At 64.3% G+C, this 24644-nt stretch carries 19 protein-coding genes; 9 read left to right on the forward strand and 10 right to left on the reverse strand.

Annotated features, from left to right (window positions below):
- Positions 1–134 precede the first annotated feature (134 nt).
- The 3 genes from AC1DVS_RS09895 to AC1DVS_RS09905 form a co-directional block, all read right to left on the reverse strand.
- Positions 135–614 carry a hypothetical protein gene (locus AC1DVS_RS09895; RefSeq protein ID WP_478022510.1) on the reverse strand — a complete coding sequence of 160 codons (480 nt, stop codon included), beginning with the start codon at positions 612–614 and terminating at the stop codon, positions 135–137.
- Positions 604–1164: an RNA polymerase sigma factor gene (locus AC1DVS_RS09900; protein WP_478022512.1), complete on the reverse strand. Its 561-nt coding sequence runs from the start codon at positions 1162–1164 to the stop codon at positions 604–606. Before AC1DVS_RS09900 ends, AC1DVS_RS09895 begins: the two co-directional genes overlap by 11 nt.
- 168 nt (positions 1165–1332) lie before the next feature.
- Positions 1333–4071: a TonB-dependent receptor gene (locus AC1DVS_RS09905; protein ID WP_478022514.1), complete on the reverse strand. Its 2739-nt coding sequence runs from the start codon at positions 4069–4071 to the stop codon at positions 1333–1335.
- A gap of 116 nt (positions 4072–4187) precedes the next feature.
- Between AC1DVS_RS09905 and AC1DVS_RS09910 the strand changes: the two genes are divergently transcribed.
- From AC1DVS_RS09910 to AC1DVS_RS09925, 4 genes are all read left to right on the forward strand, one after another.
- Positions 4188–5075 (forward strand): ROK family protein, encoded by an 888-nt coding sequence (locus tag AC1DVS_RS09910; RefSeq protein WP_478022516.1) that lies wholly within the window; start codon positions 4188–4190, stop codon positions 5073–5075.
- A 97-nt stretch (positions 5076–5172) separates the two neighbouring features.
- Positions 5173–7074: a putative bifunctional diguanylate cyclase/phosphodiesterase gene (locus AC1DVS_RS09915; RefSeq protein WP_478022518.1), complete on the forward strand. Its 1902-nt coding sequence runs from the start codon at positions 5173–5175 to the stop codon at positions 7072–7074.
- A 23-nt stretch (positions 7075–7097) separates the two neighbouring features.
- Positions 7098–8954, forward strand: a complete 1857-nt coding sequence (locus AC1DVS_RS09920; RefSeq protein WP_478022519.1) for a CHASE4 domain-containing protein — start codon at positions 7098–7100, stop codon at positions 8952–8954.
- A 125-nt stretch (positions 8955–9079) separates the two neighbouring features.
- On the forward strand, positions 9080–11113 hold the full coding sequence (locus AC1DVS_RS09925; protein WP_478022520.1) for an elongation factor G: 2034 nt from the start codon (positions 9080–9082) through the stop codon (positions 11111–11113).
- Between the two features lie 2 nt (positions 11114–11115).
- Here the strand turns inward: AC1DVS_RS09925 and AC1DVS_RS09930 are convergent, their stop codons facing one another.
- Genes AC1DVS_RS09930 through AC1DVS_RS09940 form a run of 3 tightly spaced genes read right to left on the reverse strand, consistent with a single transcriptional unit; the run spans position 11116 to position 16796 of the window.
- Positions 11116–12435, reverse strand: a complete 1320-nt coding sequence (locus AC1DVS_RS09930) for a peptide MFS transporter (RefSeq protein WP_478022522.1) — start codon at positions 12433–12435, stop codon at positions 11116–11118.
- A gap of 3 nt (positions 12436–12438) precedes the next feature.
- A complete protein-coding gene (locus AC1DVS_RS09935; RefSeq protein WP_478022524.1) occupies positions 12439–14451 on the reverse strand; it encodes a serine hydrolase domain-containing protein in 2013 nt (670 codons plus the stop codon).
- Positions 14451–16796 carry a TonB-dependent receptor gene (locus tag AC1DVS_RS09940; RefSeq protein WP_478022526.1) on the reverse strand — a complete coding sequence of 782 codons (2346 nt, stop codon included), beginning with the start codon at positions 16794–16796 and terminating at the stop codon, positions 14451–14453. The genes AC1DVS_RS09935 and AC1DVS_RS09940 overlap by 1 nt, the downstream gene beginning before the upstream one ends.
- A gap of 125 nt (positions 16797–16921) precedes the next feature.
- Between AC1DVS_RS09940 and AC1DVS_RS09945 the strand changes: the two genes are divergently transcribed.
- The 4 genes from AC1DVS_RS09945 (at position 16922) to AC1DVS_RS09960 (ending at position 20261) form a co-directional block, all read left to right on the forward strand.
- Complete coding sequence (locus AC1DVS_RS09945; RefSeq protein WP_478022528.1) at positions 16922–17596, forward strand: helix-turn-helix domain-containing protein; 675 nt, start codon at positions 16922–16924, stop codon at positions 17594–17596.
- A 25-nt stretch (positions 17597–17621) separates the two neighbouring features.
- Positions 17622–18632, forward strand: a complete 1011-nt coding sequence (locus tag AC1DVS_RS09950; protein WP_478022530.1) for a dipeptide epimerase — start codon at positions 17622–17624, stop codon at positions 18630–18632.
- 166 nt (positions 18633–18798) lie between these two features.
- Positions 18799–19380: a glycine-rich domain-containing protein gene (locus AC1DVS_RS09955; protein ID WP_478022531.1), complete on the forward strand. Its 582-nt coding sequence runs from the start codon at positions 18799–18801 to the stop codon at positions 19378–19380.
- Positions 19381–19391: 11 nt separating this feature from the next.
- Complete coding sequence (locus AC1DVS_RS09960) at positions 19392–20261, forward strand: TIGR04222 domain-containing membrane protein (protein ID WP_478022533.1); 870 nt, start codon at positions 19392–19394, stop codon at positions 20259–20261.
- On the opposite strand, the gene AC1DVS_RS09965 is transcribed toward AC1DVS_RS09960, so the two are convergent.
- From AC1DVS_RS09965 to AC1DVS_RS09980, 4 genes are all read right to left on the reverse strand, one after another.
- Positions 20262–20801 (reverse strand): DUF4199 domain-containing protein, encoded by a 540-nt coding sequence (locus tag AC1DVS_RS09965; protein ID WP_478022534.1) that lies wholly within the window; start codon positions 20799–20801, stop codon positions 20262–20264.
- A gap of 103 nt (positions 20802–20904) precedes the next feature.
- On the reverse strand, positions 20905–21318 hold the full coding sequence (locus tag AC1DVS_RS09970; RefSeq protein ID WP_478022536.1) for a response regulator transcription factor: 414 nt from the start codon (positions 21316–21318) through the stop codon (positions 20905–20907).
- Between the two features lie 338 nt (positions 21319–21656).
- Positions 21657–22109: a vgr related protein gene (locus AC1DVS_RS09975; protein ID WP_478022537.1), complete on the reverse strand. Its 453-nt coding sequence runs from the start codon at positions 22107–22109 to the stop codon at positions 21657–21659.
- Positions 22110–22120: 11 nt separating this feature from the next.
- Positions 22121–22552 carry a copper chaperone PCu(A)C gene (locus tag AC1DVS_RS09980; RefSeq protein ID WP_478022539.1) on the reverse strand — a complete coding sequence of 144 codons (432 nt, stop codon included), beginning with the start codon at positions 22550–22552 and terminating at the stop codon, positions 22121–22123.
- Between the two features lie 157 nt (positions 22553–22709).
- Here AC1DVS_RS09980 and dnaK point away from each other — a divergent pair, with 157 nt between their 5' ends.
- On the forward strand, positions 22710–24614 hold the full coding sequence (gene dnaK / locus AC1DVS_RS09985) for a molecular chaperone DnaK (protein ID WP_478022541.1): 1905 nt from the start codon (positions 22710–22712) through the stop codon (positions 24612–24614).
- Positions 24615–24644 lie beyond the last annotated feature (30 nt).

Below are 24644 nucleotides of genomic sequence, written 5' to 3' on the forward strand. Positions count from 1 at the left end.
CGAGCCAAGGTCAAAGGCAAAATCTGACAAATCCGACAAACTGAACGCCGAGCCGCCGCTTTACCCGGCTAATCATCACCGGGAGCTTACCACTGGAAAGCAGCGCGAGCGACGCCAATGCTCGGCGCAGATCATCAAGCAATCTCCACGAGCCGGGCCTCGAGTTCAGCGCGGCGCAGCTGAAGCGCCCGGAAATCCCGCTTCGCCCGCATCAACAGGGCAATCGCGATCGCAAGCAGGACAAGGCCCGAGCCGGTGGCGGCGTAACTGGCCGCGTTTCGCATGGTTGCGGCGAGAACAGCCGCCCCCGCTGTGAACGCTATAGCCGCGGCGACGGCAATCCGGCCCGCAACCACCCGGTGATTGAACAACATTGCCCGGCGCGCCGTCAGCACCCAGGTAGCAAATGCCATCCAGCTGAGGTTGATCAACAGCAATATCCCAAGTGCTACGGTGGTGCGCAGGGGAAGTCCGTCCTCCGTAGCCAGCAGCGAGCTCAACACGACGCTCCCGCCGGTCGCCCCGAGAAGCAGCGCGAGATGCCCCATTCGGGAGCGGAACGAGACCTCCGACAGAGAGCTCACCGCCATTGTCGACCTATTTTCAATATCCATCACATGCTCCTTCCAGCATTGACTGGCGCAACATTCCGCGCGCCCTGAACAGGCGCGACTTCACCGTCCCCATCGGCACAGTCTGAATCTCGCCGATCTGAACAAGCGATAGCTCCTCCAGGTAGAAGAGCGTCAGCGTCTCGCGCTCCACTACGGGAAGAGCGCCGAGTTGGGTTTCTAGAAGCGCGAAGAGCGATTCGGAGGATTCGAGCGTCTCTGCATCCGGCTCATCCGGGACTTCGTCCAGCGCCTCGCGTTCCGCATAGCGAACCCTGAGGCGATCCATCAGGAATTGGTGCGCGACACCGAAGAGCCATGGCCCCAGCCTGGCGCCGTCGCGCAGCCGCGCTATCCCGCGCAGCGCCCGCAACCACACTTCCTGTGCCAGGTCTTCGGCCATGTCGGCGCCGGCAACGCGCCGGACGTGCCGCAACAGCGGCCCAGACCATATCCGTACGAGTTCTTCGAACGCCTGGCGCTCGCCCAACTGGCAACGCACCACCAGCAGTTCGTCGCGCAGCCGGCTTTCGGTATCGGGGGTTTTGGCCAAGATTCGCTCCGTTTCTCCACTCTAGTCGTGGAAAGACGGAAAAGGTTCACGAACTGCGAGGGTGCGCCGGAAAGCAATGTTTGCGAAGAGGTCTTTGTTCAGGAGAACGCGCGGGCGAGCAGGCGGTGAGCAGATCCGGTTCACACAGGACCATGCACTCCGCCGCTCTCAAAAAAACAGCTTCCGAATGCTCAGCCGCACTGCCCTGCCCATCGGATCGAGATAATCCGGCTGGTAACTGATCGGAGTCCCGCCCGCAGAATCCGTCACCCGCTGTTTGCTGTCGAGGATATTGGTGAAGGCGAGCGAGATGCGCACGCCGCGCATCCAGGGATGTTTCTTCAGCAGATCCAGCCTTTGGCTGAGATCGGCGAACAGCCGAATATCGGCGGTGCCGAGGCCGGAGAAATCGAGCGGTTGGGGGTTGCCGGGTGTGCCGCCATTCACCCGCGTGCCGCTGCGGTAATTGCCGGAAAGCCGGAAACCCAGGCCATTATTGCTATAGCCCCCCTGCACCTCGACCTCATGGCGCGGCTGCCCGCCGCTGCCGCCAATCGCGTCGCCGTTGAGCAGATCGAGCCGCGGCCCGCCCTGCTGGACCAGCACCGTGTCAGTGAAATGCCAGGTGTGATAGACCGCGAATTGCAGCCGACCGCCGCCCGCGCCGCGACCGCCAAAGCCGCCCCGTCCGCCACCACCGAAACCGCCGCCCCCGAAGCCGCGCCCGCCGAAACCGCGACCGCCGCCGTCACCGGGGGCGCCGCCGGGGTTCCCGCCGTTGGTGGCAGCGCCTTCCTGCGGCGCGCCGCCGTTCCCGCCGGGGGCCCCGCCGCCCCGCCGACCGCCTTCACCGCCTTGCCCGCCATCAGGCCCGCGGAAGCCACGCGGGAGCTGAATCCCCTCGAGCGGGTTAGGTCCCTTGCCGGCACGGAAGGCCTCGAACTGCTTCTGGATCTTCGATTTCAGCGGCACCGAGAAATTGATGCCCCAGCGCAGCTGCGAGCTCTCGCTCTCGGCGAAATTGATCGGCCGCTGGTCGATCCTGGTCAGCATATTGTTCGAATCGCGGGTGAAGCGGCCGGGGAACGCTGCTTCGATCGCCGCGGTCGGCGTCGGGAAGCCTGCGATGGGATTGTCGGTACGGTTCGACACGTAATTGGCGGTGAAGTTGATGTCCTTCGTCGCCCAGGGCTTCACCGTCAGCCCGAGTTTGCGCACATGGGTCCTGTCCGCGATCAGGTCGGGATTGCCGCCCGAAACCGTCGTCACTGTCGCTGTCTCGCCGCGGATGTAATCGAACACGCGGACGTTGGGCGTAGTGATCGTCGGGTTGCCGAGCTGTGTCGCGCTCGGCGCGACATCCTGGTTGGTCGCGGATGCGATGATTCGGATCGCCTCGATCGGCGACCAGTTCGCGCCATAGCCGATCGTCTGCAGCGTGCCGAAATCGGAGAGATGGTCCTCGGCCAGGTTGAAGTTCAGCGACAGCGATCCGATCGCGTCGAGGAAATGCTTGTTCCGGCTGGTGATCGGCACATCGACATTGATCTGGCCGTTCACCGTATTGCGCTTGATGCTCGCCTGGGTGAGCACGTCGCGATAGGATTTGCTGCTCAGGTCGCTGATATCGCCGCCGACGCGCACGCTCGTATAGAGCGCACCGGCCGGAAGGTTGAGGACCGGGCCACTAAGTAGAAGATCGACGCCCGCATTGTTCGAGGTGGAAAAGGCACGGTTGCCCTGCTTCGAAGCGATCCCGGCATTGGCCAGGCTGCCGCGCGGATCGGCGCTCGGGTCACCGGCGTTGATTCGCGTCTGGAAGGCGGAAGCATCGAGGCCGGTATCGGTGAAGGTTTCAGAATCGACCCGGTCGTAATTGCCCGTCACTGACCAGCGCCATTTGCCCATATTGCCGTTGAGCGTGGTGCCGAGATGATAGTTCAACGCCGAGTTGCGTTGGCGCAGCGGGAGATATCCGCCCGGTATCCGGTCGACCGTCTCGCCGGTGGGCGAGGTCGTGAACGGATTGCCCGCAGGCACCGTCAGCGAAACGCCCGGCAAACCGTTGAGGCCGATGCTGTCGGTCGCCTCGATCTTGCCGTTCACCGTCGCGGAAACGCCGCCAAGGATACTGCGCGCATAGACGGCATTGGTGCTGAAATCGCGGCTCGACGAGAGCAGCGTGCGATAGGGGCGCTGGTCGATCGTCTCGATCTGCCTCGGGTCGGTCTGTGGGAGGATATCCCGCTCATTCTCGGTCAACGCTGAGTTCGCCTGATACTCCGCGTGCAGGTTGAAGCGCCCGTCACCGCGGATCTTGAGCAGGTCGAACTCGCCTTGCGCATTGTTGCGCCCGCCCGCCGTCGGCACCTTGTCGGCCAACTCGACCGTGGTCGCGCGGAAGCGACGGCGCAGCACGATGTTCACGACCTTCTGGTCGGCGCGGTAGCCATATTTCAGCGCGACTTCCTCGGGCAGGATGTCAACCCGGGCGATCGCCTCGGTCGGGATGTCGCGGATCTCGTTGAAGCCCGAAATGCGTTTGCCGTTGAGCAGCACGACCGGCGCGCCGCCGCTGCCGCGCCCGCTGGTGGTCTGTGGGACCAGTTCGTTGAGCAGGTCGGAGATCGAGCTGACCCCGTAGGAGCGGATGTCCGCCGGCCCCAGCTGCTGCTCTGGTTGGATATCGCCGACCACCGAGCCGGGCAGGTTGCGCGAACCCGTGACGATGATGTCGGGCTCGTCGGAATTGCCCTCATCCGCGGGTTGCGGCGCGGGGCGAGGTTTGGCTGGTCCGGCCGGGGATGTTTGCGCGGAACCGGGCGCAGGCGCCGGGGCGCTCTGGGCAATGGCCGCCACGGGAGCAGTGCTCGTCAACAGAAACACGAAGATGCCGATACGCCGCATAATCACTCCAACCCTCTTGATGAGGGCTCCCTAAACGCAATTTGTCGCAAGAATGTGCCGGTCATCACATGAAGGCACGATTGACAGAACTTCTCCCCGCGGCGGATAGCGCGGCGATGACGAATTCTCCCCTTATCGCCGGAATCGAACTCGGCGGCACCAAATGCGTCTGCATTCTCGCGACTGGGCCGGAGGATATTCGCGACGAGGTCCGCATTCCGACCACGCAGCCGGGGGAGACACTGGCCGCGATCGAGGCGGTGCTTGGTCGCTGGTCGGGCTTCGCCGCGCTCGGCATTGCGAGCTTCGGCCCCGTCTCGCTCGATCGTGGGGCCAGTGACTACGGCTTCATCACCGCGACGACCAAACAGGGCTGGTCGAATACCGATGTCGGTCGCCGGCTCGCCGCATTTGCCGGGGTGCCGACCGGCTTCAACAGCGATGTCGCGGGTGCCGCGCTCGGCGAGGGGCGCTGGGGCGCGGCGCAGGGCGTGGACCACCATGCCTATGTCACTGTCGGCACCGGCATCGGCGTCGGGCTCGTGCTCGGCGGCGAGCCGACCACCGGCATGACTCATCCCGAGCTTGGTCATATCCGGCCGGTCAGGCTGGCGGGCGATGAATGGCGGGGCTCCTGTTCCTTCCACGGCGACTGCCTCGAAGGCCTCGCCTCCGGCACTGCGATCAGGGCGCGGACGGGGCAGGGCGCCGAGACGCTTGGTGCGGACGATCCTGCCTGGGACGGCGTCGCCCATGCGCTTGCGCAGCTCCTCCACACCCTGGTGCTGACCGGCATTCCGCGCCGGATCGTGATGGGCGGCGGGGTGATGACGGGCATCCCGCATCTCTTCCCGCGGATTCGGACGAAATTGATCGCCAGCCTTGGTGGCTATGGCACCGCCCCCAGCCTCGATCCGGTCGAAGCCTATGTCGTCCCGGCCGCGCTCGGCAACAATGCCGGGCCGCTCGGCGCGATCGTGCTTGGTGTCCGCGCTCTGCGATAAACCCCTATAACAGCGTTAACGGCGCTTTAACTGCGTCTGGTTACGTCGTGTGAAGGGCACAAAGCGCCCGCATAGGGTATCAAGGGACAGTGCTGCGATGCGGATTCTGATCGTCGATGACGAACCGGCCATGCACGATTCCTACCGGCGCAGCTTCGCGCCGGCAGGTGCGGCCGATACCGATGCCCTCGACGCTATGGCGGCCGAGCTGTTCGGCGACGAAAGCGCCCCGGCGCCCGCCCCGTCGACCAGGAACCTCGTTCTCACCCACGCGATGCAGGGCCTCGACGCGGTCTCGCTGATCGAGCAGGCGGTCCGCGCCGGCGATCCCTATGCGGTCGCCTTTATCGATGTGCGCATGCCGCCGGGCATCGACGGCAAGGAGACCGCCACCCGAATCCGCGCACTCGACCCCAATATCAATCTGGTGATCGTCACCGGCTATTCCGATTTCTCGCCGATCGAGATCAGCAAGACAGCCGGCCCCGCCGACAAGATCTTCTACATCGCCAAGCCGTTCGAGGTCGCCGAGGTAAGCCAGATGGCGATGGCGCTCGCGCACCGCTGGGAGGTCGATCGCGAACTCGCTGAAGCACGCTCCGCGCTCGCCGAGAAGATCGTGATCCTCGAGGAACAGGGCCTCGAGCTCGCCGCGAACGAGAGCAAGGCGATCCACGCCGCCAACCATGATTCGCTGACTGAGGCGCCCAACCGTCGTGCCTTCCAGCAAGCGCTCGCCGAAAAGGCGCGCGGCTCGGTCGGCTTTGCCACCGCGCTGGTCGATCTCGATCGATTCAAGCTGGTCAACGATACGCTTGGCCATGTCGCCGGCGACGACATGCTCCGCCAGATCTGCGCGATCCTCCAGGATAACGTGCCCGAGGGCGGCATGGTCGCACGGCTCGGCGGCGACGAGTTCGGCCTGTTGTTCGATTCGCCCGGCGAGGAAGCCGCCGGCATGGCGTGCGAACGGGTCATCAAGGCATGCGCCGTCAGTTTCAAGCTGTTCGGCCATTCAGTCCAGGGCGCCGCTTCCGCCGGCTTCGTCTATGTCGACGGCGAAGACGAGAGCGATCCGGTCGATCTGCTTCGCCGCGCCGATCTCGCGCTCAATGACGCCAAGCAGAGTGGCCGCGGCGTCGTTCGCGTATTCGACGAGAGCATGGACGAATCGATTCGTTTCCGCCGCCGTATCGAGGGCGGGCTGGGCAAGTCGATCGAACGGGGCGAGCTCAGTCTCGTCTATCAGCCGATCATCGCTCGCCATGGCCTTGAGGTCGTCGGTTTCGAAGCGCTGCTGCGCTGGGAAACCGAAGAATTCGGCCCGGTTCCGCCGACCATGTTCATTCCCATCGCCGAGGAATCGAACCTGATCCACGAGCTGGGAGATTGGGTCCTGTTCGAAGCGCTGAAGGAGCTGCAGGAATGGCCCGGGCAATATGTCTCGGTCAATTTCTCGCCCCGCCAGTTCCGCCGTCAGAATTTCGTCGCCCATATCCTCGAATGCATCCAGCGCGCGGGGGTGGAGCCAAGCCGGGTCCAGATCGAAATCACCGAAACCGCCCTGTTCGACGATGCCGACCGCGCCGCGGAGACGCTCTACAAGCTGCGCCAGATGGGCTTCCGCATCGCGCTTGACGATTTTGGCACCGGCTATTCCAGCCTCTATAATATCCGCAAATTCGCGCTCGATTGCCTGAAGATCGATCGCAGCTTCATCGATGGCATGGGCCGCGAGCGCGAAAGTGCGGCGATCGTCCAGTCGATCGTCCATCTCGGCCGTGCGCTGGGGCTCGAAGTGGTCGCCGAGGGTGTGGAGGCCGAATCTCAGGTCCAGGCGCTGCATCTGGCCGGTGCCTCGCATTTCCAGGGCTTTTACTTCTCGCGCCCGATCAACCCGGACGAGGCGCGCGAGATTGCCGCAATGCGTTTCGTCAGCGATCCTTCCGAAGAGCTTGTTTATCTCGAGCCGGAAATGGGTAACGGGACACTGGGCTGATGGTGCGGTCGCGGAGTCGGCCCATGTTCCGCTCCGCCGCCCGCCGGCTGGAGGTGTTGCGCAACCCTTCGTCGCTCGGCGCCAAGCTCGTCCTGATCCTGACCGGGGTCGGTGTGGTCGGTTCGGTCGCGATCATGCTGCTGCTCGCCAGCGTCATCATCCCCAGCTTCAATCAGCTCGAGGTGAAATCGGTCGACGCACATGTCGAGCGGACTCGCGCCGCGCTCGGCGAATATGCCTCCAAGGTCGAAAGCGCGGTGCGCGATTATGGCGATTGGAACGCGAGCTACGACTATATGGCGCACCAGACGCCCGCCTTCGAGCAGGAATCCTTTTCGCCGCTCGCGATGGAAAATCTCGACGTCAACGGCATGGCCTATATCGGCAATGACGGCCGCGTCGTCATCGCCCGCTGGCGCGACGGACGCGCTGACAATTCGGCGATGCGCGCCCTGCTGATCGCACAAATCCAGCGCATCGATCTGAAGAAGGTGGTGGGAGCCCGCAATTCGGGCAGTTTCTTCGTTCGACTCGGGCAGGATGTGGCCGCTCTCGGCGTCGCCCAGGTCCGCCGCAGCGACGGGAGCGGCAGCCCACGCGGCTATGTGCTGATGGCCCGCCGGATCACCCCACGGCAATTGTCCGGGCTGCTCCAGCTCAGCGCCGGTCTCAATCTTGCCAATGTGTCCGACACTAGCCGGATCACGCCGGGCCAGGAGACGATGCTCATCGCGGTGCCGGTCCTCGGCCCCAACGGGCATGCCGTCGCCAACGCGGTTTATACCGTACCGCGCGACATATCATTGCTCGGCAAGCGCATGCTGATCCTCGCGATCGCCGGATCGACCCTCCTCCTCGTCATCGTGCTTATCGTGCTGAGCGGAATGATCACCCGGCTCGTGCTGAAGCCGTTGCGCCGCGTCGAGAACCATATGCAGGCCGTCCGAAGCTCGGGCTCGCTCGGCCCGCCCGCCGATGAGGAACGCCAGGACGAGATCGGCTCGCTCGGACGCAGCTTCACCGCGATGCTCCGCCAGCTCAAGGATCTGCGCGAGCAGCTCGAGGTGCAGAGCTTCGCCCATGGTCGCAGCGAAAGCGCGGTCGCTGTGATGCACAATGTGCGGAACGCCCTCAATCCGATCAGCACGATCCTCAGCCAGGGCATCGCCCAGCCGCCGCCGATCGACCGCGCCACGCTCGACCGGGCGCTTGCCGAGCTGGCGAAGGACGATCTGCCGCAGGGCCGGCGCGAAAAGCTGATCACCTTTGTCGCGGCAGCGGTCGAAGCTGAAGCCAAGGATCGCAAGGAGCGTCGCCGCCAGCTCCAGATCGGCCGCGAGGCGATGCACTTCGTGCTCGAGATCATCGGCGAGCAGCAACAGGCGGCGCATGACCGGCCCGAGCTCGAGATATGCGATGTGACCGAGATCATCGCCAAGAATGCGACGATCGCGCGCTATTCCGGCGAACTCTCGATTGCCTTCACCTTCCCCGCGCGGCCGCATCTGGTGATGGGCAGCCGGGTCATCCTCAGCCAGGTGATCGGCAATCTCTTCGCCAACGCAGCCGAGGCGATCAAGGGCTATGGCACCGGCGGCGGCTGCATCGCCGTCTCGGTGGAGGAGGTGAACGGCCGGACCTGCATCGCGATCCGCGATGACGGCGAGGGTTTCGCCGCCGATCGGGCGCCGACCCTGTTCCAGCGCGGCTTTTCGACCCGCAAGGACAAATCGGGCGGGCTTGGCCTGCACTGGTGCGCCAATTCGATGGCGGCGATGCATGGCTCGCTCAAGCTCGAGAGCGAAGGCCCGGGCATGGGCGCGGTCGCGAAGCTTTCGCTCGCAACGGCGGAGGCGGAACGACGGGATATCGCTGCCTGAGGCCTGTTGGGCGATAGCGAGCCGGGGTTTCGATAACGACCCTTGCGTTCCCGCTTTTATGGGCCGATCCTCGCTCTTTCCCGCGAACGGCTTCGTCAAGGAGCGGTGGGCAGGAGGAGGACAGGATGGAAGATATCCGTCACGGCGCCAGAGCCGTCGCGCTTGTCGGGCCGGCTGGCACGGGCAAGACCAGTCTCGCTGAAGCCTTGTTGTTCGCTGCGGGTGCTATCCCGAGACTTGGCGCCGTCGATGCGGGAAGCAGCGTCGGCGATGCCAGCCCCGAAGCCCGGGCGCGCGGCGGTTCGACAGAACTCAATCTGATGCGCTTCGAATGGGTCGGCGAACGCTATGTGCTGGTCGATGCGCCGGGCTCCGCGGGTTTCGCGGCCGATGCCGAACAGGCGGTGGCCGCGTCCGATCTCGCGCTCGTCGTGATCGATCCCGATCCGGTGCGCGCGCCTTTGGTCGAGCCCATCCTGCGCCATCTCGAGGCGATGGGTCTGCCCCATGCCCTGTTCGTCAACAAGATCGATCAGGCGCGCGGCAGTATCGAGGATCTGCTGGCCGCGCTCCAGCCGATGAGTGCCGCTGCCCTTGTCGCGCGGCAGATCCCGATCCGTGCCGGCGAACGCGTCGCCGGCTTTGTCGACCTCGCGCTTGAGCGTGCCTATCATTACCAGCCGGGCAAGCGCTCGCTCCAGGTGCCGATCGCACCGCACCTCCGCGACGACGAAGCCGCCGCGCGGTTCCACATGCTCGAACAGCTTGCCGATCACGACGACGTCCTGCTTGAACAACTGCTGACCGACGAGGTGCCGAGCCTCGACACCATCTTCGGCGATATCGCGCGCGAGACCGCGGCGGGGCTGGTCGTGCCGGTGCTGTTCGGTTCGGCGCTCAACGGCTTCGGTATCCGCCGCCTGCTCAAGATGCTGCGCCACGACACGCCGACGGCGGCGCAGACCGCCGAACGCCTCGGCATCAACGGTCCGGTGGCCGAAATCTTCAAGATATCCCATGGCAGCACGGTCGGCCGGCTCGCGCTCGCGCGGGTTTTCGGCGAGCCGCTTGCGGAAGGCGCGGAGCTGGTCGATGACGAGGGCAATCACGCCCGCGCCGGGACGATGTTCTCGCTTCAGGGCGCCGCCACCACGAAAATCGCGCGGGCTGAGCCGGGCGATGTGATCGGCATCGCCAAGGCCGAGGCAGTGCGGGCAGGCAGTCGGGTCGGCACGAACGGACGGGCGCCGGCCGCGGCCCCGAGCCGTGCCGCGCCGGTCGCCAATTGCGCGCTGGCGATCGCGGTCAAGGATCACAAGGACGAGGTCCGCCTGTCGGTCGCGCTCAACCGGCTGGTCGAGGAGGATCCAGGCCTCAGCTGGGGGCCGAACGAGACCACGCGCGAGACATTGCTCCACGGTCTCAACGACGAGCATCTCTCGGTCGCGATCGAACGGCTGAAGCGCCGCTACGGCGTGGCGGTGTCGTCGAAGCGCCCGGTCGTCTCTTACAAGGAAACCATCCGAAAACCGGCGAGCCAGCACGGCCGGCACAAGAAGCAATCCGGCGGCCACGGCCAGTTCGGCGATGTGGTCATCGAGATCAGGCCCTTGGCACGCGGCGAGGGTTTCCGCTTCGAGGACCGGATCGTCGGCGGCGCAATTCCCAAGCAATGGATCCCGGCGGTCGAGCAGGGCGTGCGCGACGCAATGATGAGCGGACCCTTCGGTTTCCAAGTCGTGGATGTCGCGGTCGCGCTGGTCGATGGCAGTTTCCACAGTGTGGACAGCTCGGAGCTCGCCTTCCGCACCGCGGGCCGGATCGCCATGGCCGATGCGCTGGCCGCGGCCGCGCCCTATCTCCTCGAACCGGTCGCGCACGTCACCGTGCACGCACCCGGCAGCGCCACCTCGCGGATCACCTCGGCGGTCGCCACCAGGCGCGGCCAGATGCTCGGCATGACGCCGCAGGATGGCTGGTCGCGCTGGGACAGGATCGAGGTGATGCTGCCCGAAGCCGAACTCCACGGCCTCGAGGCGGAGCTCCGCTCGCTGAGCCAGGGAATGGCCCGCTACGAAGCGCGCTTCGATCATCTCGCCGAAGTCACCGCCAAGCTCGCTGACGGCATCGTGCAGCAACGCGCGCACGAGCCGGCCTGAGCTCAGCCGAGCCGGACCGGCCTCATGCGGCTCAGGACAAGCAAGAAGATCGCCGCGACCAGAACCGACGAGGCGCCGAGGCCGAAGAACATCGTAGCCGGGATCACGCCCCAATAAGCGCCCATCGCGCCGGCGAGAAGGCTGCCGAGGAACTTGGCGATATACCAGCCGCCCATCGCCATCGCGGCGATCTGCACCGGCGAGAGCGCGCCGACCAGGGTGAGCCCGACCGGAATGACCAGCAGTTCGCCGATCGTCAGCAGCACGAAATAGGCGGTCACCCACATCGCGCCGACCGGCTGCCCGGTGCGCGCGTTCAACGCCGCCGCGACGACCATCACCACCATAGACAGGCTGGCGACGACGCAGCCAAGGCTCATCCGCGCCAGCAGATTAGCCGGGCCGTGGCGCTCGGCGTGCCTGGCCCAATAGCGCATCAGAAACGGCGTCAGGATGATGATCAGCAGCGGGTTGATCGACTGGAACCAGGTCGCCGGGATTTCGAGATGCGTGCCGAGCAGATCGACGCCGCGGTCGGTCTGATGCTCGACCCACAGGGCGATGACGTTGCCGCTCTGCTCATAGCCGATGCGGAACAGCACCACGACCGCAATGATTGCGATCAGCAGCCGCACATTGCTCCAGTCGAGCACGGTGAAAGCAACGCGCGCGCCGGGCAGGGTCTGCGCGCTGGTCTGCGGATCGCTGGGCAACAGGTGCCTGAAGCGGAGATAGATCACGACGCCGGCGAGCATGCCCACGCCCGCCGCGCCAAAGCCCCAATGCCATCCATAAAGCTCGCCGAGCGTGCCGCACACCAGAGGCGCGAGCAGCCCGCCAAGGTTGATCCCCATATAATAAGCGCTGAACGCCTGGGCCTGGCGGGGATCGTCCTCGGCGTAGAGATCGCCGACCTGCACCGCGAGCGGCGGCATGAACAGGCCGTTGCCGATCGCGACCAGCGCCAGCGCCGGAAACAGCAGTGCCTCGAACGCCATCGCGAAATGGCCGGCCATCATCATCAGCCCGCCAATCACCACGCTGCGCGTCCGCCCCAGCCACCGATCGGCTATGATACCGCCGAAAAAGGGGCTGAAGAACGCAGCCGCGCCATAAGCGCCGTAGATCACCGACGACCGCGCCTGGCTGAAGCCGAGATGCTGGGTCATGTAATAGACCAGCAGCGCCTGCAGCCCGAAATACGAGAACTCGGCCCACATCTGGGTCATGAACAGCACGGTCAGCCCGGGCGGATGGCCGAACAGGGTTCTGGACGCCCCGGGCACCGCCCTGTCGGGCACGGCCAGATCAGCGGCGCTCATGCCCTAGAAATTCAGGCTGAGCGTCAGCGTTCGCATGTCGAACATTACCCAGACCAGGAACAGCGCAGATACGGCGATGACAACCGCCCAGACCGTCGCCAGTCGCCTTCTTTCAGGGCCGGTCGCGATCGTCCAGACATTCCAGAACGCCAACGCAGTCCCGACAATGGCGGCGAGCGACAGCAATTGTACCAGTCGCATCCAGATATCGAGCCTGCCGTCGAAATAGGCGACATCGGTGCTCAGTGCCGTGATCATGCCCACCCATCCGGCGGCAATGATCAACATGAGCCAGGCGGTGAGCCGGGTCGCGCGGTGCAGCATCAGCGGACGGCCGGTAATGGTCGAGCGATATTTGTAGTGCCACCGGGTCAGCGCGACGATCGGCCAGCCAAGCGCCGCGATCAGCATCACCGCCAGCGCAGCCAGCATGGTGGGAATGATCCAGCCGGCATTCATGCCCGTGCTCGCCGGCACGAACAGGAAGATCGGCGCATAGCCGGCCGGCGCGAACGCCGTCACCTTGCCGTCCTTCACGACCGCGCCGAGCCGGTCGTCGCCGCCGACTTCCTGCCACTGCCACGGCGCCACCTCGCGCCAGCGCTTCGGCACGCCGGCAGGATTGGTCAGCGCCGAAACGGTGATCGTGTTGTCGTCATTCACCGTGACAACGGCTTGGCCGATGAGATTGGCGATGCGCAGCCAGTTGGTGGTCGAGCCCCGGCTGCTGACATAATTCCCCGTCATGAGGCGCCCATGTTCGGCGGCGGTGGCGAGGGTCGGCAGCGCCGCCGCATTGTCCGGGAAATATCGCTTGGTGAAGTCGTCGAACACCCGCTGGCGCAGGACATGGGCGGCGCCTTCCTTACCCCCGCTGTTGAACGACATGTACAGCCCGACGCCCTTGTCGAGATAGAGATGCAGGTCGGAATGGAACCAGTCGGTGTCGCCGCCATGGCCGATGATGTTCAGCCCGTTGCGGTCTTCATGATAGAAGCCGAGCGCCATGCCGGGCATCCCCGGAATCGGCGTATTGGCGGTCGCGTACATCAGCTTCGCCGTCTTCGCGTCGAGCAGGGGATTGTTCGCTGAGAGATGCGCGATCATGAACTTCGCCATGTCGGCCCCGCTGGCCGACAGCGCGCCGGCCGGCGACATCGGGATGATCTCATAAGCCTGGGGCTCGCCCGAGGCGGTCATATAGCCCTTGGAAAGGAGCGGCCCGAGTCCGGCCGGCAAGGGCTGGACGAAGCTCGAATGCGCCATGCCGAGCGGCGCGAAGATGTGGCGCTGGACATAAGTCTCGAACGGCTCGCCCGACACGCGCTGAACGAGATACCCCGCGACTGACGCGCCATAATTCGAATAGGAGGCCATGCTGCCGGGCGCATAAATCCGCGCCGGCACCGACCGCTTCAGCGCCGCCTCGAGCGGCCGATTGTCCGCCGGGTTCACTGCGATCAGATATTTCGCTGTCTCCTCGAACCCGGCCGTATGGGTCATCAGGTTGCGCAGCGTGATTGGCTTGCCCCAGGCGGGCGGAATCTTGAAATCGAGATAGTCGTTCACGTCGCGGTCTAGGTCGAGCTTGCCGGCCTGGACCTGCTGCATCACCGCGGTCCAGGTGAAGAGCTTCGAGATCGAGCCGGGGCGGAACAGCGTGTTGTCGGGGTCGACCGGCTTTTGCGCCTTCACGTCCGAATAGCCATAGCCGCGCTGGGTCAGCACCTTGCCGTCCTTGACGACCACTACGACAGCGCCGGCGATGTCGCCGGTTTCGAGGCCATAGGGCATGAACCCGTCGAGCCAGGCGTCGGTATCCGCCTTGGTGAGGTCGGGCGCGCCGGGCGTGGGGGGCAGCGCTGTCGATGGCGCGGCGTCACGCTGCGCCGAGGCAAGCGGCTTGGCCGGATTGAGCGGAGGCGCCTGTGCCGTGATCGGCACGGCGACCAGCAGCAGCGAGGGCAGGGCGAGCCTGAACAGGTGCGAGGCGGCTTGGATCAATCCGGTGCGCATCAGAATTCAAATCCTGCTGTGAGGCCAATCGTGCGTGGCCGGATCATCGCAACGTCGATCAAGCCGGCATAACTGCCGCCATAGGGCCCCGCATAGGTCTGGCCGCCTGAATTGGAGAGGTTCCTGGCGTATATGCTGAGCGTGAAAGGTTTCATTTCGATTCCCGCCCGCAGATCGACGGTCGCGTAGCCGTCCAGGATAAGGCGGTGGCCGAACGTCGCCTGATACGCCGCGTCGAAATCAGCCGGGCGGTCGCTCACCGCAGTGATTGAGGCGCCGACAAAAGCGTTGACCCTCCCGCTCAGCGCCCAGTCATAGTCAGCCGAAACGCTTGCGTTCCAGTGCGGGGCATAAGGAAGCTGGTCGCCGTTCGATCCGCCGACCAGGATGTTCCCCTTCAGCTCGGTGTGGTTGTAAGCCACGGAGCCCATCACGACGAAACCATGGACCGGGCGGAGCGTCGCGGTCACTTCGCCGCCATAGCTCTTTGCGCCTTCGCCATTGCCGTCAGCCGTCACCGGGCCGATCGAGGTCTGGAAGGTGGTCGTGATCTGGGTGTCTTTCCAGTCGAGATAATAGACCGAGGCATCGATGCCGAACGTGCGGTCAGCGGTTTCAGCGCGCACGCCGGTCTCGTAGCTGATCAGCGTATCGGCCCTGAACTGCGCGGGATAGTCGGCCGGCGCACCCGGCGGCACGACATTGGGACCACCCGGCCGATAGCCCTTGGCGACGCGGGCATAAACGGCAACCCGCTCGTTGATCTCGTAGCGCGGCGAAACCGACCAGGTCCACACGCCCTCGGACGACTTCCCGATCAGGGTTCCATCGGCGCCCTGCACCACGACGAACCCGCCGCCTAGGCTCTGGGTCGTGCGCTGCTCATTGTGACTGTAGCGGACGCCGCCGGTGATATCGAAAGCGTGGGTCAAATGCCATGTCGCGCTGCCAAAGCCTGCGAATTCCTTATAGGTCGAATCGAGCTGGGCGGTCAGGAAATGGGTGAAGGGGAAGGGCGCAGCGGGTGCGCCCGGCCCCAGCAGATCCTGCGGAATGGTGCCCGCCTCGGGCAGGAACGCGCCGGTTGCCGGATCGAACGGCCGGTAGAGCTGATAGATCTGACCGGGCTCGCGCGTGTAATAGCCGCCGATCAGCCATTCGAAGCTGTCCGACTTGGCCGAGGTCAGCCGGATTTCCTGGGCGAATTTCTTCTGGCTGATGTTGGAGGGCTCGTCAGTGCCATAGGGCGTGGCCGCGCCGTAGAAAGGGCTGATATCGCCCAGCAGCGGCGTTGCGTCGATGTCCTCGTGCTGGCGTAACGTGGCATAGCTGGTGACTGAGGTCAGGGTGGCAGGGCCGAAATCATATTCAACCGTGCCCGAATAGAGCCGGTAGTCCACCCGATTGCCCTCAGCCAGCGTCTGGTAGCGGAGCAGGCCCTTTCCTGACGCGCCGGTAAAGGGATCGGCGGTGATCGGCGTGAGCGTTGCCGGCTCGGCGTCGATCGTGTCGCGGCCATGGGCGCGAATATTCTGCGCGATCGCCGTCAGCCGAACCGAAAACTTGTCGCTCGGCTTGAACAACAACGAGGTACGGCCGCCATAGCTCGCTGAATGATTGATGTCCTTGGCGCGAATGCCGACGCTGTCGATATAGCCTGGCGTCTCGCGGTAGAAGCCGCTGGCGCGGATCGCGAGTGTATCGCCGAGCGGCACATTGACCACGCCGTTGCCAGACCAGCCAGTGCCGCCGCCATCGACGGTTTCGACACCCGCCTGGCCCCGGATCGAGACGCGGTCGAACTTCGGTGCTGCCGTCACATATTTGAGCAGTCCACCAAGCGAGTTCGCGCCGTACAGCGTGCCTTGCGGGCCGCGCAGCACCTCGATCCGCTCGACGTCGAATGGATCGATGTCACCGGCGAGATGCGCTGCGTTGGTCTGGCTCGTGCTCGATCCGAACGGGGTGTCGTCGATATAGACGGCGACGGTGGGGCTGGCGCCGCCGGTGTTGATGCCGCGCAGGATAATCCGGCTCTCACCCGCATTCTGCTGCTGGATGCTGAGGCCCGGAACGAGCGCGGCATAATCGACCAGGCTGGTTGCGTGGCGCTGCTCGAGCATTTTGCCGGGAACGACCGAGATGGATTGCGGCACATCGATCAGATTTTGCGTCCGCTTCTGGGCGGTCACCACGATGTCGTCATCATAACGGTCATCGCCGCCGGCTTGCGGCGCGCTGGCTGAAGGTCCCCTGTCCGATTGCTGGGCCTGGGCCGCCGGCGTCCATACGGCCATTGCCGTCGAAACCAGCCACAACGCCTTTGATCGAAACGCGATCGCCATCGCTCCATCCTCTGAAAATGCCACGGCATCATGACGTATGTTTCATTTATGGCAACTGTTTTCTTAAACGGCGACGGCAGTTTCCACCGGCGACGCTTTGCGCTAGCCTTATGGTGAGAGGGACCATGGCAAAACCAACCAACACTCAGCACCCGGGCATCGCGCTCCGCGCCGCGCGAATCGAGCAGGGGCTCACGCTGCGAGCGCTCGCCGCCAGGATCGACATGCCTTTCTCGACGCTATCCAAGCTCGAAAACGGCAAGATGGCGATGACCTATGACAAGCTGGTCCGCCTCGCCCAGGGCCTTGGCGTTGACCTTGGCAGTCTGGTTACGGGCACCGCCTCGCCACAGGAACAGCCGCCGGCCGCGCTTGGCCGCCGCAGTGTCTCGCGCGCCGGAAAATGGCTCGCCGCCTCGGAGCGCCACACTCATCATTATCCAGCGGCCGATCTGCTCGGCAAAATGATGGTGCCGATCATCATCGAGGTGAAGGCGCGCAGCATCGATGAGCTTGGCGGCCTCGTCCGCCATTCGGGCGAAGAATATCTCTACGTCATATCGGGCACGATGGAGCTTCACTCTGATCTCTACGCGCCGCTCCCGCTTGCCGCCGGGGACTCGGTCTATTTCGATAGCGGCATGGCGCACGGCTATGTCTGGATCGGCGAGGAGTCGTGCCGGGTCATCTCGGTGTGTGCCGGCCCCGGCATGCAGCGTTTCGCGCAATCGGCCGGCCGCAGCTGGAACCTGGTTTCGCCCGACGAATCGGGAAACGATGTTTCTTATATTGAAACGTGAAACAATCCGTGTGATGTGATGGCGGATGACGACCGCCGCACTCGCTCCGCTGACGCTCACCTATCGCCGCGATGCGATGCTGATGCGCGAACCTTTCCGGATTTCGGGCTATCTGTTCGAGGCGATGCCTGCGGTGATCGCCGCCGTGTCCGACGGCGCGCTCACCGGTCGTGGCGAGGCGGCCGGCGTCTATTATCTGGGCGATGATCCCGCCCATATGGAAGCCGAGATCGAGCGCTGCCGCGATGCGATAGAAGCGGGGATCAGTCGCGAGACACTGCGCGCCCTGTTGCCGCCCGGCGGCGCGCGCAATGCCCTCGATTGTGCATTGTGGGAGCTCGAATCGCTGCGGGCCGGCGTGCCGGTCTGGCAGCTCGCCGGGGTCGGACCGCCAAAGCCGCTGGTCACGACTTTCACCCTTCCGGCCGACGATCCGGCCGAGATTCTGCGCCGTCTCACTGCGCTTCCTGTCGTCAAGGCGATCAAACTCAAGCTTGAGGGAGACCTCGCCGCCGATGCCGAGCGGGTGAGAGCTGTCCGGGGTGTGCGGCCGGATGTGTGGCTCGGCGTCGACGCCAATCAGGGCTATGACGGCGACGATCTCGACGGGCTCGTCGCGATGCTGGTTGACCAAAAGGTGTCGCTGCTCGAACAGCCGATCCGCCGAGGCGCCGAGGCACTGCTCGATGGCTGGCACTCGCCGATCCCGGTCGCGGCCGATGAAAGCGTGCTCGATCTCACCGAGCTCGACCAACAACGCAACCGCTTCCAGGTAATCAACATCAAGCTCGACAAATGCGGCGGCCTCACCGAGGCGCTGATGATGGCCGATCAGGCCCGCCGGCTCGGGCTGAAGGTCATGGTCGGCAACATGGCCGGCGCCAGCCTGTCCACCGCCCCGGCATTCGTCCTTGGCCAGGCCTGCGACATCGTCGATCTCGACGGCCCCTGGTTCCTCCTCGACGACCCCCACGCGGCCGGACTTTACCACGGCGGGAAGATCATGGTGCCTGCTGGGCTCTGGGGCGCCGCGTAGAAACCATATCCGTCACCCCGGACGTGTTCCGGGGTCCACCGGGCGGCGCGAGCAACGTGCGAAACTCACGCGGAGGCGATAGGTCCGGCATGACGTAATATAGCCGTCAGGTTTATGTCATCGCAGTCATAAAATTGTAATACCTACTGTGTTAGTAGGAAATGAGATGAGCGAGACGAGTCGTCTACCTCGAACCCATAGCGACCACCCGGTCTGGGCCGCGCTTTCCCATTACACCATCGGCCCCGACGACGCGGTCTTGCCCTTCGCCGCACGGCTCGCCCGCGAGAATGGCTGGAGCTCCATCTACGCGGCGCGCGTCATCGAGGAGTATAAGCGCTTCTGCTTCCTCGCCGTGACCGGTGACCATGAGGTCACGCCCTCCGACGCTGTCGACCAGGCCTGGCACCTCCACCTCACCTATAGCCGGGATTATTGGGAGCGCTTCTGTCCCGAGATCCTCGGCCGCCAACTCCATCACGGCCCGACAGCGGGTGGTGGCGCCGAGCGGCATCGCTATTTCGAGCAATATGCCGAGACCCTCAAACTTTACGAACAGGTTTTTGGCGAGATGGCACCGGCCGATATCTGGCCCGGCGCCGCGCGGCGCCTGATCGAGGACCCCAAAGCGCGCCGCGTCCACCCGCGCGACGCCATCATCATTCGCAAAACCACATTGCGCCTGCTGCTTCTGCTGGCAGTCGCCGCCGTGGGAATTGGCGCTTTCGCCCATGTCCTGTTCTGGTAGAGGAGCACATCATGTCGCTTGGACCCTTTGATCTGGCCGGCGGACCCTTTCTCCAACTCTATGGCATCCTGTTCGGCATCGCGATCATCGCCGGCTTGCTCATCCCGCGCTGGCTCCGCCCCAACGGCTATGCGCGCCGAGTCACCGATGCCGGCGAGCTCGCTGTTCTCGCCGGTGGCGCGGCCCGCTTTGCCGATGCGGTGGTGGCGGGGCTGCTCGCAACCCGCGCGCTCGTCATGATCGGCAAGAAGGGCTTCTACGCCCAATCACGCGATGCCGGGCGGACTGCGGCTGAGCGCAGCGTCCTCGCCCTTCCCGGCGAACTGAGCTGGTCGAAGATCGCCCGCACGCTCAGGCCGCAGGCCGAGCCGATCGGCCGCAGGCTGGTCGCTGACGGATTGATGATGGATGCCGGACTCATCCAGCAGATGCGCTTCTGGCAGACCTCGCCCTATTTCCTGCTCCTGGCCTTCGGGATGATCAAACTCACGGTTGGCATAACGCGGAACCGCCCCGTTGGCTTTCTGATGCTCTTCCTGTTCGCCACCGCAATCCTGGCGGCGATCCGCTGGTTTTCCGTCGAGCGCCGGACCCGGGGCGGCCTTGCTGCACTCGACGATGCGAGAACGAGCGCTGAAAGGCTGAAGCTGGCGCCAACCAGCTCCGAGACGGATCTCGCGGTCGCCTTGTTCGGCACAGTGATACTGGTCGGCTCGGGCTGGTCGGATTTCCATCTCCTGCGCACCGCGAGCTCGGCAGGCAGCGGGAGTTCGGGCGATAGCGGGAGTTCATTCGGCGATAGCCGCAGTGGCGGCGGCAGCAGCGGCGGATGCGGCGGCGGCGGATGCGGCGGAGGAGGGTGCGGCGGCTGCGGGAGCTGATCAGCGCCGCGCGGGCAGGAACTTCGGAAACTGAAGCGACAATGCCGAAAGCGCCGCGACACCAAAGCCGACCGGAAAAATCTCCAGGAACGTCATCGGGAACCTGAACAGCGGATTGGCATATTGCGCCCGCATGGTTTCGAGCTCAGCCACTTTGCGCGCCAGCGCCTCTCCGGTCAGCCCCGCAGCCTTGGCGTGACGAATGATCCCGGCAATATAATTGTCCATGAAGCTATAATGTGTGGCTGCCAGATAGACTTCCCATAGCAGCGCATACGCCAGGCCCGCAGCCGCTGCGATGGCGAGGCCAAGCCCAAAGGCGGGCAGGAACTTGATGACGCCGCCCCGCTCGACATCGCGATAGCGCTTCACCCCGACAAAGATGAAAGTCAGGATGACCAGCATCACAAGATAGCCGAACCATAGCTGATGGACGGCGCTCAGATGGTCCTGAAGCGTGAAGCCGGCGATCAGGACGGCGCACGTCGCCGTCCCGGACAGCAATCCATAGGTGGCGGCATATCGCATGGTCGGGTTCATTGTCGGCAACTCCTTCGGCTGTTGAGGTACGCCGGGGATAAGGCCACCGTAGCGCCTCGCGCCATCGCCCGAACGGGTGATTTCGGGAGAATCATCCGCATTACTACTCGATCAGCTGCAGCCAGCGCGCCTTCTCGATTGCCTGGATGCGGCGCTGCACCTCGAGCTTTTCATAGACTCGCGCGACATGGGTCTTGATCGTGTTGGGCGAGATGCCCAGCGCCCGCGCCATCTCCTTGTTGGACTGCCCCGAGGCGAGCAGCCCCAGGATCTCGCATTCGCGCGTGGTAAGCCCGAGCGATCGGATCGCCGCGTCGTTGCGCTCGAAATTGGCAGTCGCCGGCCGCGGCGTCAGCTTCGTGCCGGCCCATAGCCCAAGGCTGATAAAGCCGAGCGCGAGCACCCCGATATAGATGTCCGTGGAGAAGAGTCGCACCGCATAGGAATATTGCAGCCATTGCAGCGCGGTCGCCGCGAGCGCGAGTGCCACGGCATAGAGGATGGCCGTCTTCGTCATGAGCTCAGGCTGCCAGAAAAGCGCTGAACTCGCCAGCGGTCACGTTGGCGGGCCTTTCCGGCCACCTTTGTGAAAAGTCGCAACCGGAATTTCACCGTCACCCCGGACTTGTTCCGGGGTCCATCGTGCAACAAGTCCTGTCATCGCGAGCGGATGGACGGATGCCGGAACAAGTTCGGCACGGGTGGTCTTCATATAACTAATATATTGATTTATAAAGGAAAATTATAAGCCTGCTAGGCCATCCCTAGTCGAAAAATGTCAGCGATCCTCATGACATTTCCAACACGCCGCCCCGATCCAATCCTCGGAGCAGCCCCGCTTATGCAGCTCATGATCTACGTCCCGAAGGGCAATATGCTCTCATATCGCGCCAGATCCGGCGCCCCGATCACCGCAGCGCCGTGCCGCAGCAAAAAGGCATGCCGCACGATCTCGGCCTGCTGTTCAATGCCGTAGCGATGCAGCGCCAGTCCCGGTCGGATCGCATAATCGTACCGGCAAAAGGGGTGTCGCACGATCGGCAGGAAGATGCCCTTCTGATGCTGCCAGACATGGACCATCTCATGGATGAACAGCCCCTGGTCATCGAGATTGCCCGCCGCGAAATCCTCGCGATATCGCGTGCCGCGCGGGTGGAAATGGATCGAGCCCGTCGGCGCCATCACTGTGTCGCGCGGCTGGAAGAACGCCCATTTGCGCAGCGCGACCCGCACCCGCGCATAATCGATCGCCCCGCCGAACACCGATCGGGCGAGCGCGATCTCGCCGTCGGTGAGCGCGCGGTCCATGTCGGCCAGCCTTATTTCGCCGGATCGCCCGCCGCGATCACCGGCGCGCTATATTGGATGCGCAGGCCATCAGCGAAGGTGAAGACCAGGGGCACGGTCCGGCCCGGCACGATGGTGGGGTTCATGTCATACAGCATCACATGCTTGCCGCCTGGCGCGAACACGATCTTCGACGAAGCCGGCAGCGCGACGTGATCGAGCGGTTTCATCGATGCCATATTACCGTGCTGCATCGATTCGTGGAGCTCGGCGCGAATCGCGCCCTCAGTCGTCACCGAAACCAGCGTCGTGTCGACCTGGCCGCCATGCAGCGTGAAATAGGCGACGGCGGGGCGCTTCGGCACGGCGGAAAGCCGCACATAGCCATCGCTCACATAAATCGCCTTTGCCTGGCAGCCGGTTAGCGTCAGCAGCACAGCGAGAAAGGCCAGGATACGCATCATATTCTCTCGCTTTGGGAAATGAGTCTCGATCCTAGGCAGTCGAAAATCTTGCGGCAAGCGAAAGCCCCCCTATATCGCCGGGGTTAGTGTGCTGCGTCGCCCAGCCGGGGGCGCAGTCGAGAGGCAATTTTTTAGAAGACGGGGGCCGAAGAGGACCATGGCTAAAGTTATTGGAATCGATCTGGGTACGACGAACAGCTGCGTTTCTGTGATGGAAGGCGGCAAGCCCAAGGTGATCGAGAATGTTGAGGGCGCACGTACCACGCCGTCGATCGTCGCATTTGCCAAGGATGGCGAGCGACTGGTCGGCCAGCCCGCCAAGCGCCAGGCGGTGACCAATCCGGAAAATACGGTGTTCGCGGTGAAGCGCCTGATCGGCCGTCGCTTCGACGATCCGATCACCAAGAAGGACACCGAGCTGGTTCCGTACCATATCGTCAAGGGCCAGAATGGCGACGCATGGGTTCAGGCGGGTGGCAAGGATTATTCGCCGTCGCAGATCAGCGCCTTCACGCTCCAGAAGATGAAGGAAACCGCTGAGGCTTATCTCGGCGAGACTGTCACTCAGGCAGTCATCACGGTTCCGGCCTATTTCAACGACGCACAGCGCCAGGCGACCAAGGACGCCGGCCAGATTGCCGGCCTCGAGGTGCTCCGCATCATTAACGAGCCGACCGCGGCGGCGCTGGCATACGGCCTCGACAAGCAGGACGGCAAGGTGATTGCAGTCTATGACCTTGGCGGCGGCACCTTCGACATCTCGATCCTCGAGATCGGTGACGGCGTGTTCGAGGTGAAGGCCACGAACGGCGACACCTTCCTCGGCGGCGAGGATTTCGACGACAAGCTGCTGCGCTTCCTCGCGGAAGATTTCCGCAAGGCCGAGGGCATTGATCTCACCAAGGACAAGCTCGCCCTGCAGCGCCTGAAGGAAGGCGCCGAAAAGGCGAAGATCGAGCTGTCGTCCGCTGCGACGACCGAGGTCAACCTGCCCTTCATCACCGCCGATCAGAACGGCCCGAAGCATCTGGTCAAGACGATCACCCGCGCCGATCTGGAGCGGCTGGTCGACGATCTGATCCAGCGCACGCTCGAGCCGTGCCGCAAGGCGCTGGCCGATGCCGGCATCAAGGCAGCCGACATCGCCGAGGTCGTCCTGGTTGGCGGCATGACGCGCATGCCCAAGGTTCGCCAGGTCGTGAAGGAGTTTTTCGGCAAGGAACCGCATTCGGGCGTCAACCCCGATGAGGTCGTCGCCATGGGCGCCGCGATCCAGGCCGGCGTGCTGCAGGGCGACGTCAAGGACGTGCTGCTGCTCGACGTGACTCCCTTGTCGCTGGGCATCGAGACTCTGGGCGGCGTGTTCACCCGTATGATCGATCGCAACACCACGATCCCGACCAAGAAGAGCCAGGTCTATTCGACGGCTGACGACAATCAGCAGGCGGTGACGATCCGGGTCTTCCAGGGCGAGCGTGAAATGGCGGCCGACAACAAGATGCTCGGCCAGTTCGATCTGGTCGGTATTCCGTCGGCGCCGCGCGGCGTGCCGCAGATCGAGGTCACGTTCGACATCGACGCCAACGGTATCGTCAACGTGTCCGCCAAGGACAAGGGCACCGGCAAGGAGCAGCAGATCCGCATCCAGGCCTCGGGTGGTCTGTCGGATCGCGACATCGATCAGATGGTCCGCGATGCCGAGCAGTTCGCTGAGGAAGACAAGAAGCGCCGTGCGGCGGCCGAGGCGAAGAACAACGCCGAAAGCCTGATCCACACCACCGAGCGCCAGCTTGCCGAGAATGGCGACAAGGTCGATGCCAGCCTGAAGGGCGAGATCGAAGCTGCGGTCGCGGCTGCCAAGACAGCAGTCGAGGGCGGCGATCCCGAGGACATGAAGGCAAAGGCCGAGGCCCTTGCCCAGGTCGCGATGAAGCTCGGCCAGGCGATCTACGAGAAGCAGGCGGCGTCTGAAGCCTCGCCTGCCGGCGAAGCCGCTCCCGAGGCACCCGCCGAGGATGTGGTCGACGCCGAATTCTCGGAAGTCGACGATACCAAGGCATAATCTGAATGTGTCCTGCCCGTCATTCCCGCG

It is taken from the genome of Sphingomonas sp. P3_C5, from assembly GCF_056402635.1.

Coding starts and splice junctions, on each gene's coding strand:
- AC1DVS_RS09970 (WP_478022536.1), bottom strand. CDS start 21,318: ATGACGAAGACGGCCATCCTCTATGCCGTGGCACTCGCGCTCGCGGCG.
- AC1DVS_RS09960 (WP_478022533.1), top strand. CDS start 19,392: ATGTCGCTTGGACCCTTTGATCTGGCCGGCGGACCCTTTCTCCAACTC.
- dnaK (WP_478022541.1), top strand. CDS start 22,710: ATGGCTAAAGTTATTGGAATCGATCTGGGTACGACGAACAGCTGCGTT.
- AC1DVS_RS09905 (WP_478022514.1), bottom strand. CDS start 4,071: ATGCGGCGTATCGGCATCTTCGTGTTTCTGTTGACGAGCACTGCTCCC.
- AC1DVS_RS09895 (WP_478022510.1), bottom strand. CDS start 614: ATGGATATTGAAAATAGGTCGACAATGGCGGTGAGCTCTCTGTCGGAG.
- AC1DVS_RS09975 (WP_478022537.1), bottom strand. CDS start 22,109: ATGGACCGCGCGCTCACCGACGGCGAGATCGCGCTCGCCCGATCGGTG.
- AC1DVS_RS09950 (WP_478022530.1), top strand. CDS start 17,622: ATGACGACCGCCGCACTCGCTCCGCTGACGCTCACCTATCGCCGCGAT.
- AC1DVS_RS09920 (WP_478022519.1), top strand. CDS start 7,098: ATGTTCCGCTCCGCCGCCCGCCGGCTGGAGGTGTTGCGCAACCCTTCG.
- AC1DVS_RS09940 (WP_478022526.1), bottom strand. CDS start 16,796: ATGGCGATCGCGTTTCGATCAAAGGCGTTGTGGCTGGTTTCGACGGCA.
- AC1DVS_RS09925 (WP_478022520.1), top strand. CDS start 9,080: ATGGAAGATATCCGTCACGGCGCCAGAGCCGTCGCGCTTGTCGGGCCG.
- AC1DVS_RS09910 (WP_478022516.1), top strand. CDS start 4,188: ATGACGAATTCTCCCCTTATCGCCGGAATCGAACTCGGCGGCACCAAA.
- AC1DVS_RS09955 (WP_478022531.1), top strand. CDS start 18,799: ATGAGCGAGACGAGTCGTCTACCTCGAACCCATAGCGACCACCCGGTC.
- AC1DVS_RS09915 (WP_478022518.1), top strand. CDS start 5,173: ATGCGGATTCTGATCGTCGATGACGAACCGGCCATGCACGATTCCTAC.
- AC1DVS_RS09945 (WP_478022528.1), top strand. CDS start 16,922: ATGGCAAAACCAACCAACACTCAGCACCCGGGCATCGCGCTCCGCGCC.
- AC1DVS_RS09980 (WP_478022539.1), bottom strand. CDS start 22,552: ATGATGCGTATCCTGGCCTTTCTCGCTGTGCTGCTGACGCTAACCGGC.
- AC1DVS_RS09935 (WP_478022524.1), bottom strand. CDS start 14,451: ATGCGCACCGGATTGATCCAAGCCGCCTCGCACCTGTTCAGGCTCGCC.
- AC1DVS_RS09965 (WP_478022534.1), bottom strand. CDS start 20,801: ATGAACCCGACCATGCGATATGCCGCCACCTATGGATTGCTGTCCGGG.
- AC1DVS_RS09930 (WP_478022522.1), bottom strand. CDS start 12,435: ATGAGCGCCGCTGATCTGGCCGTGCCCGACAGGGCGGTGCCCGGGGCG.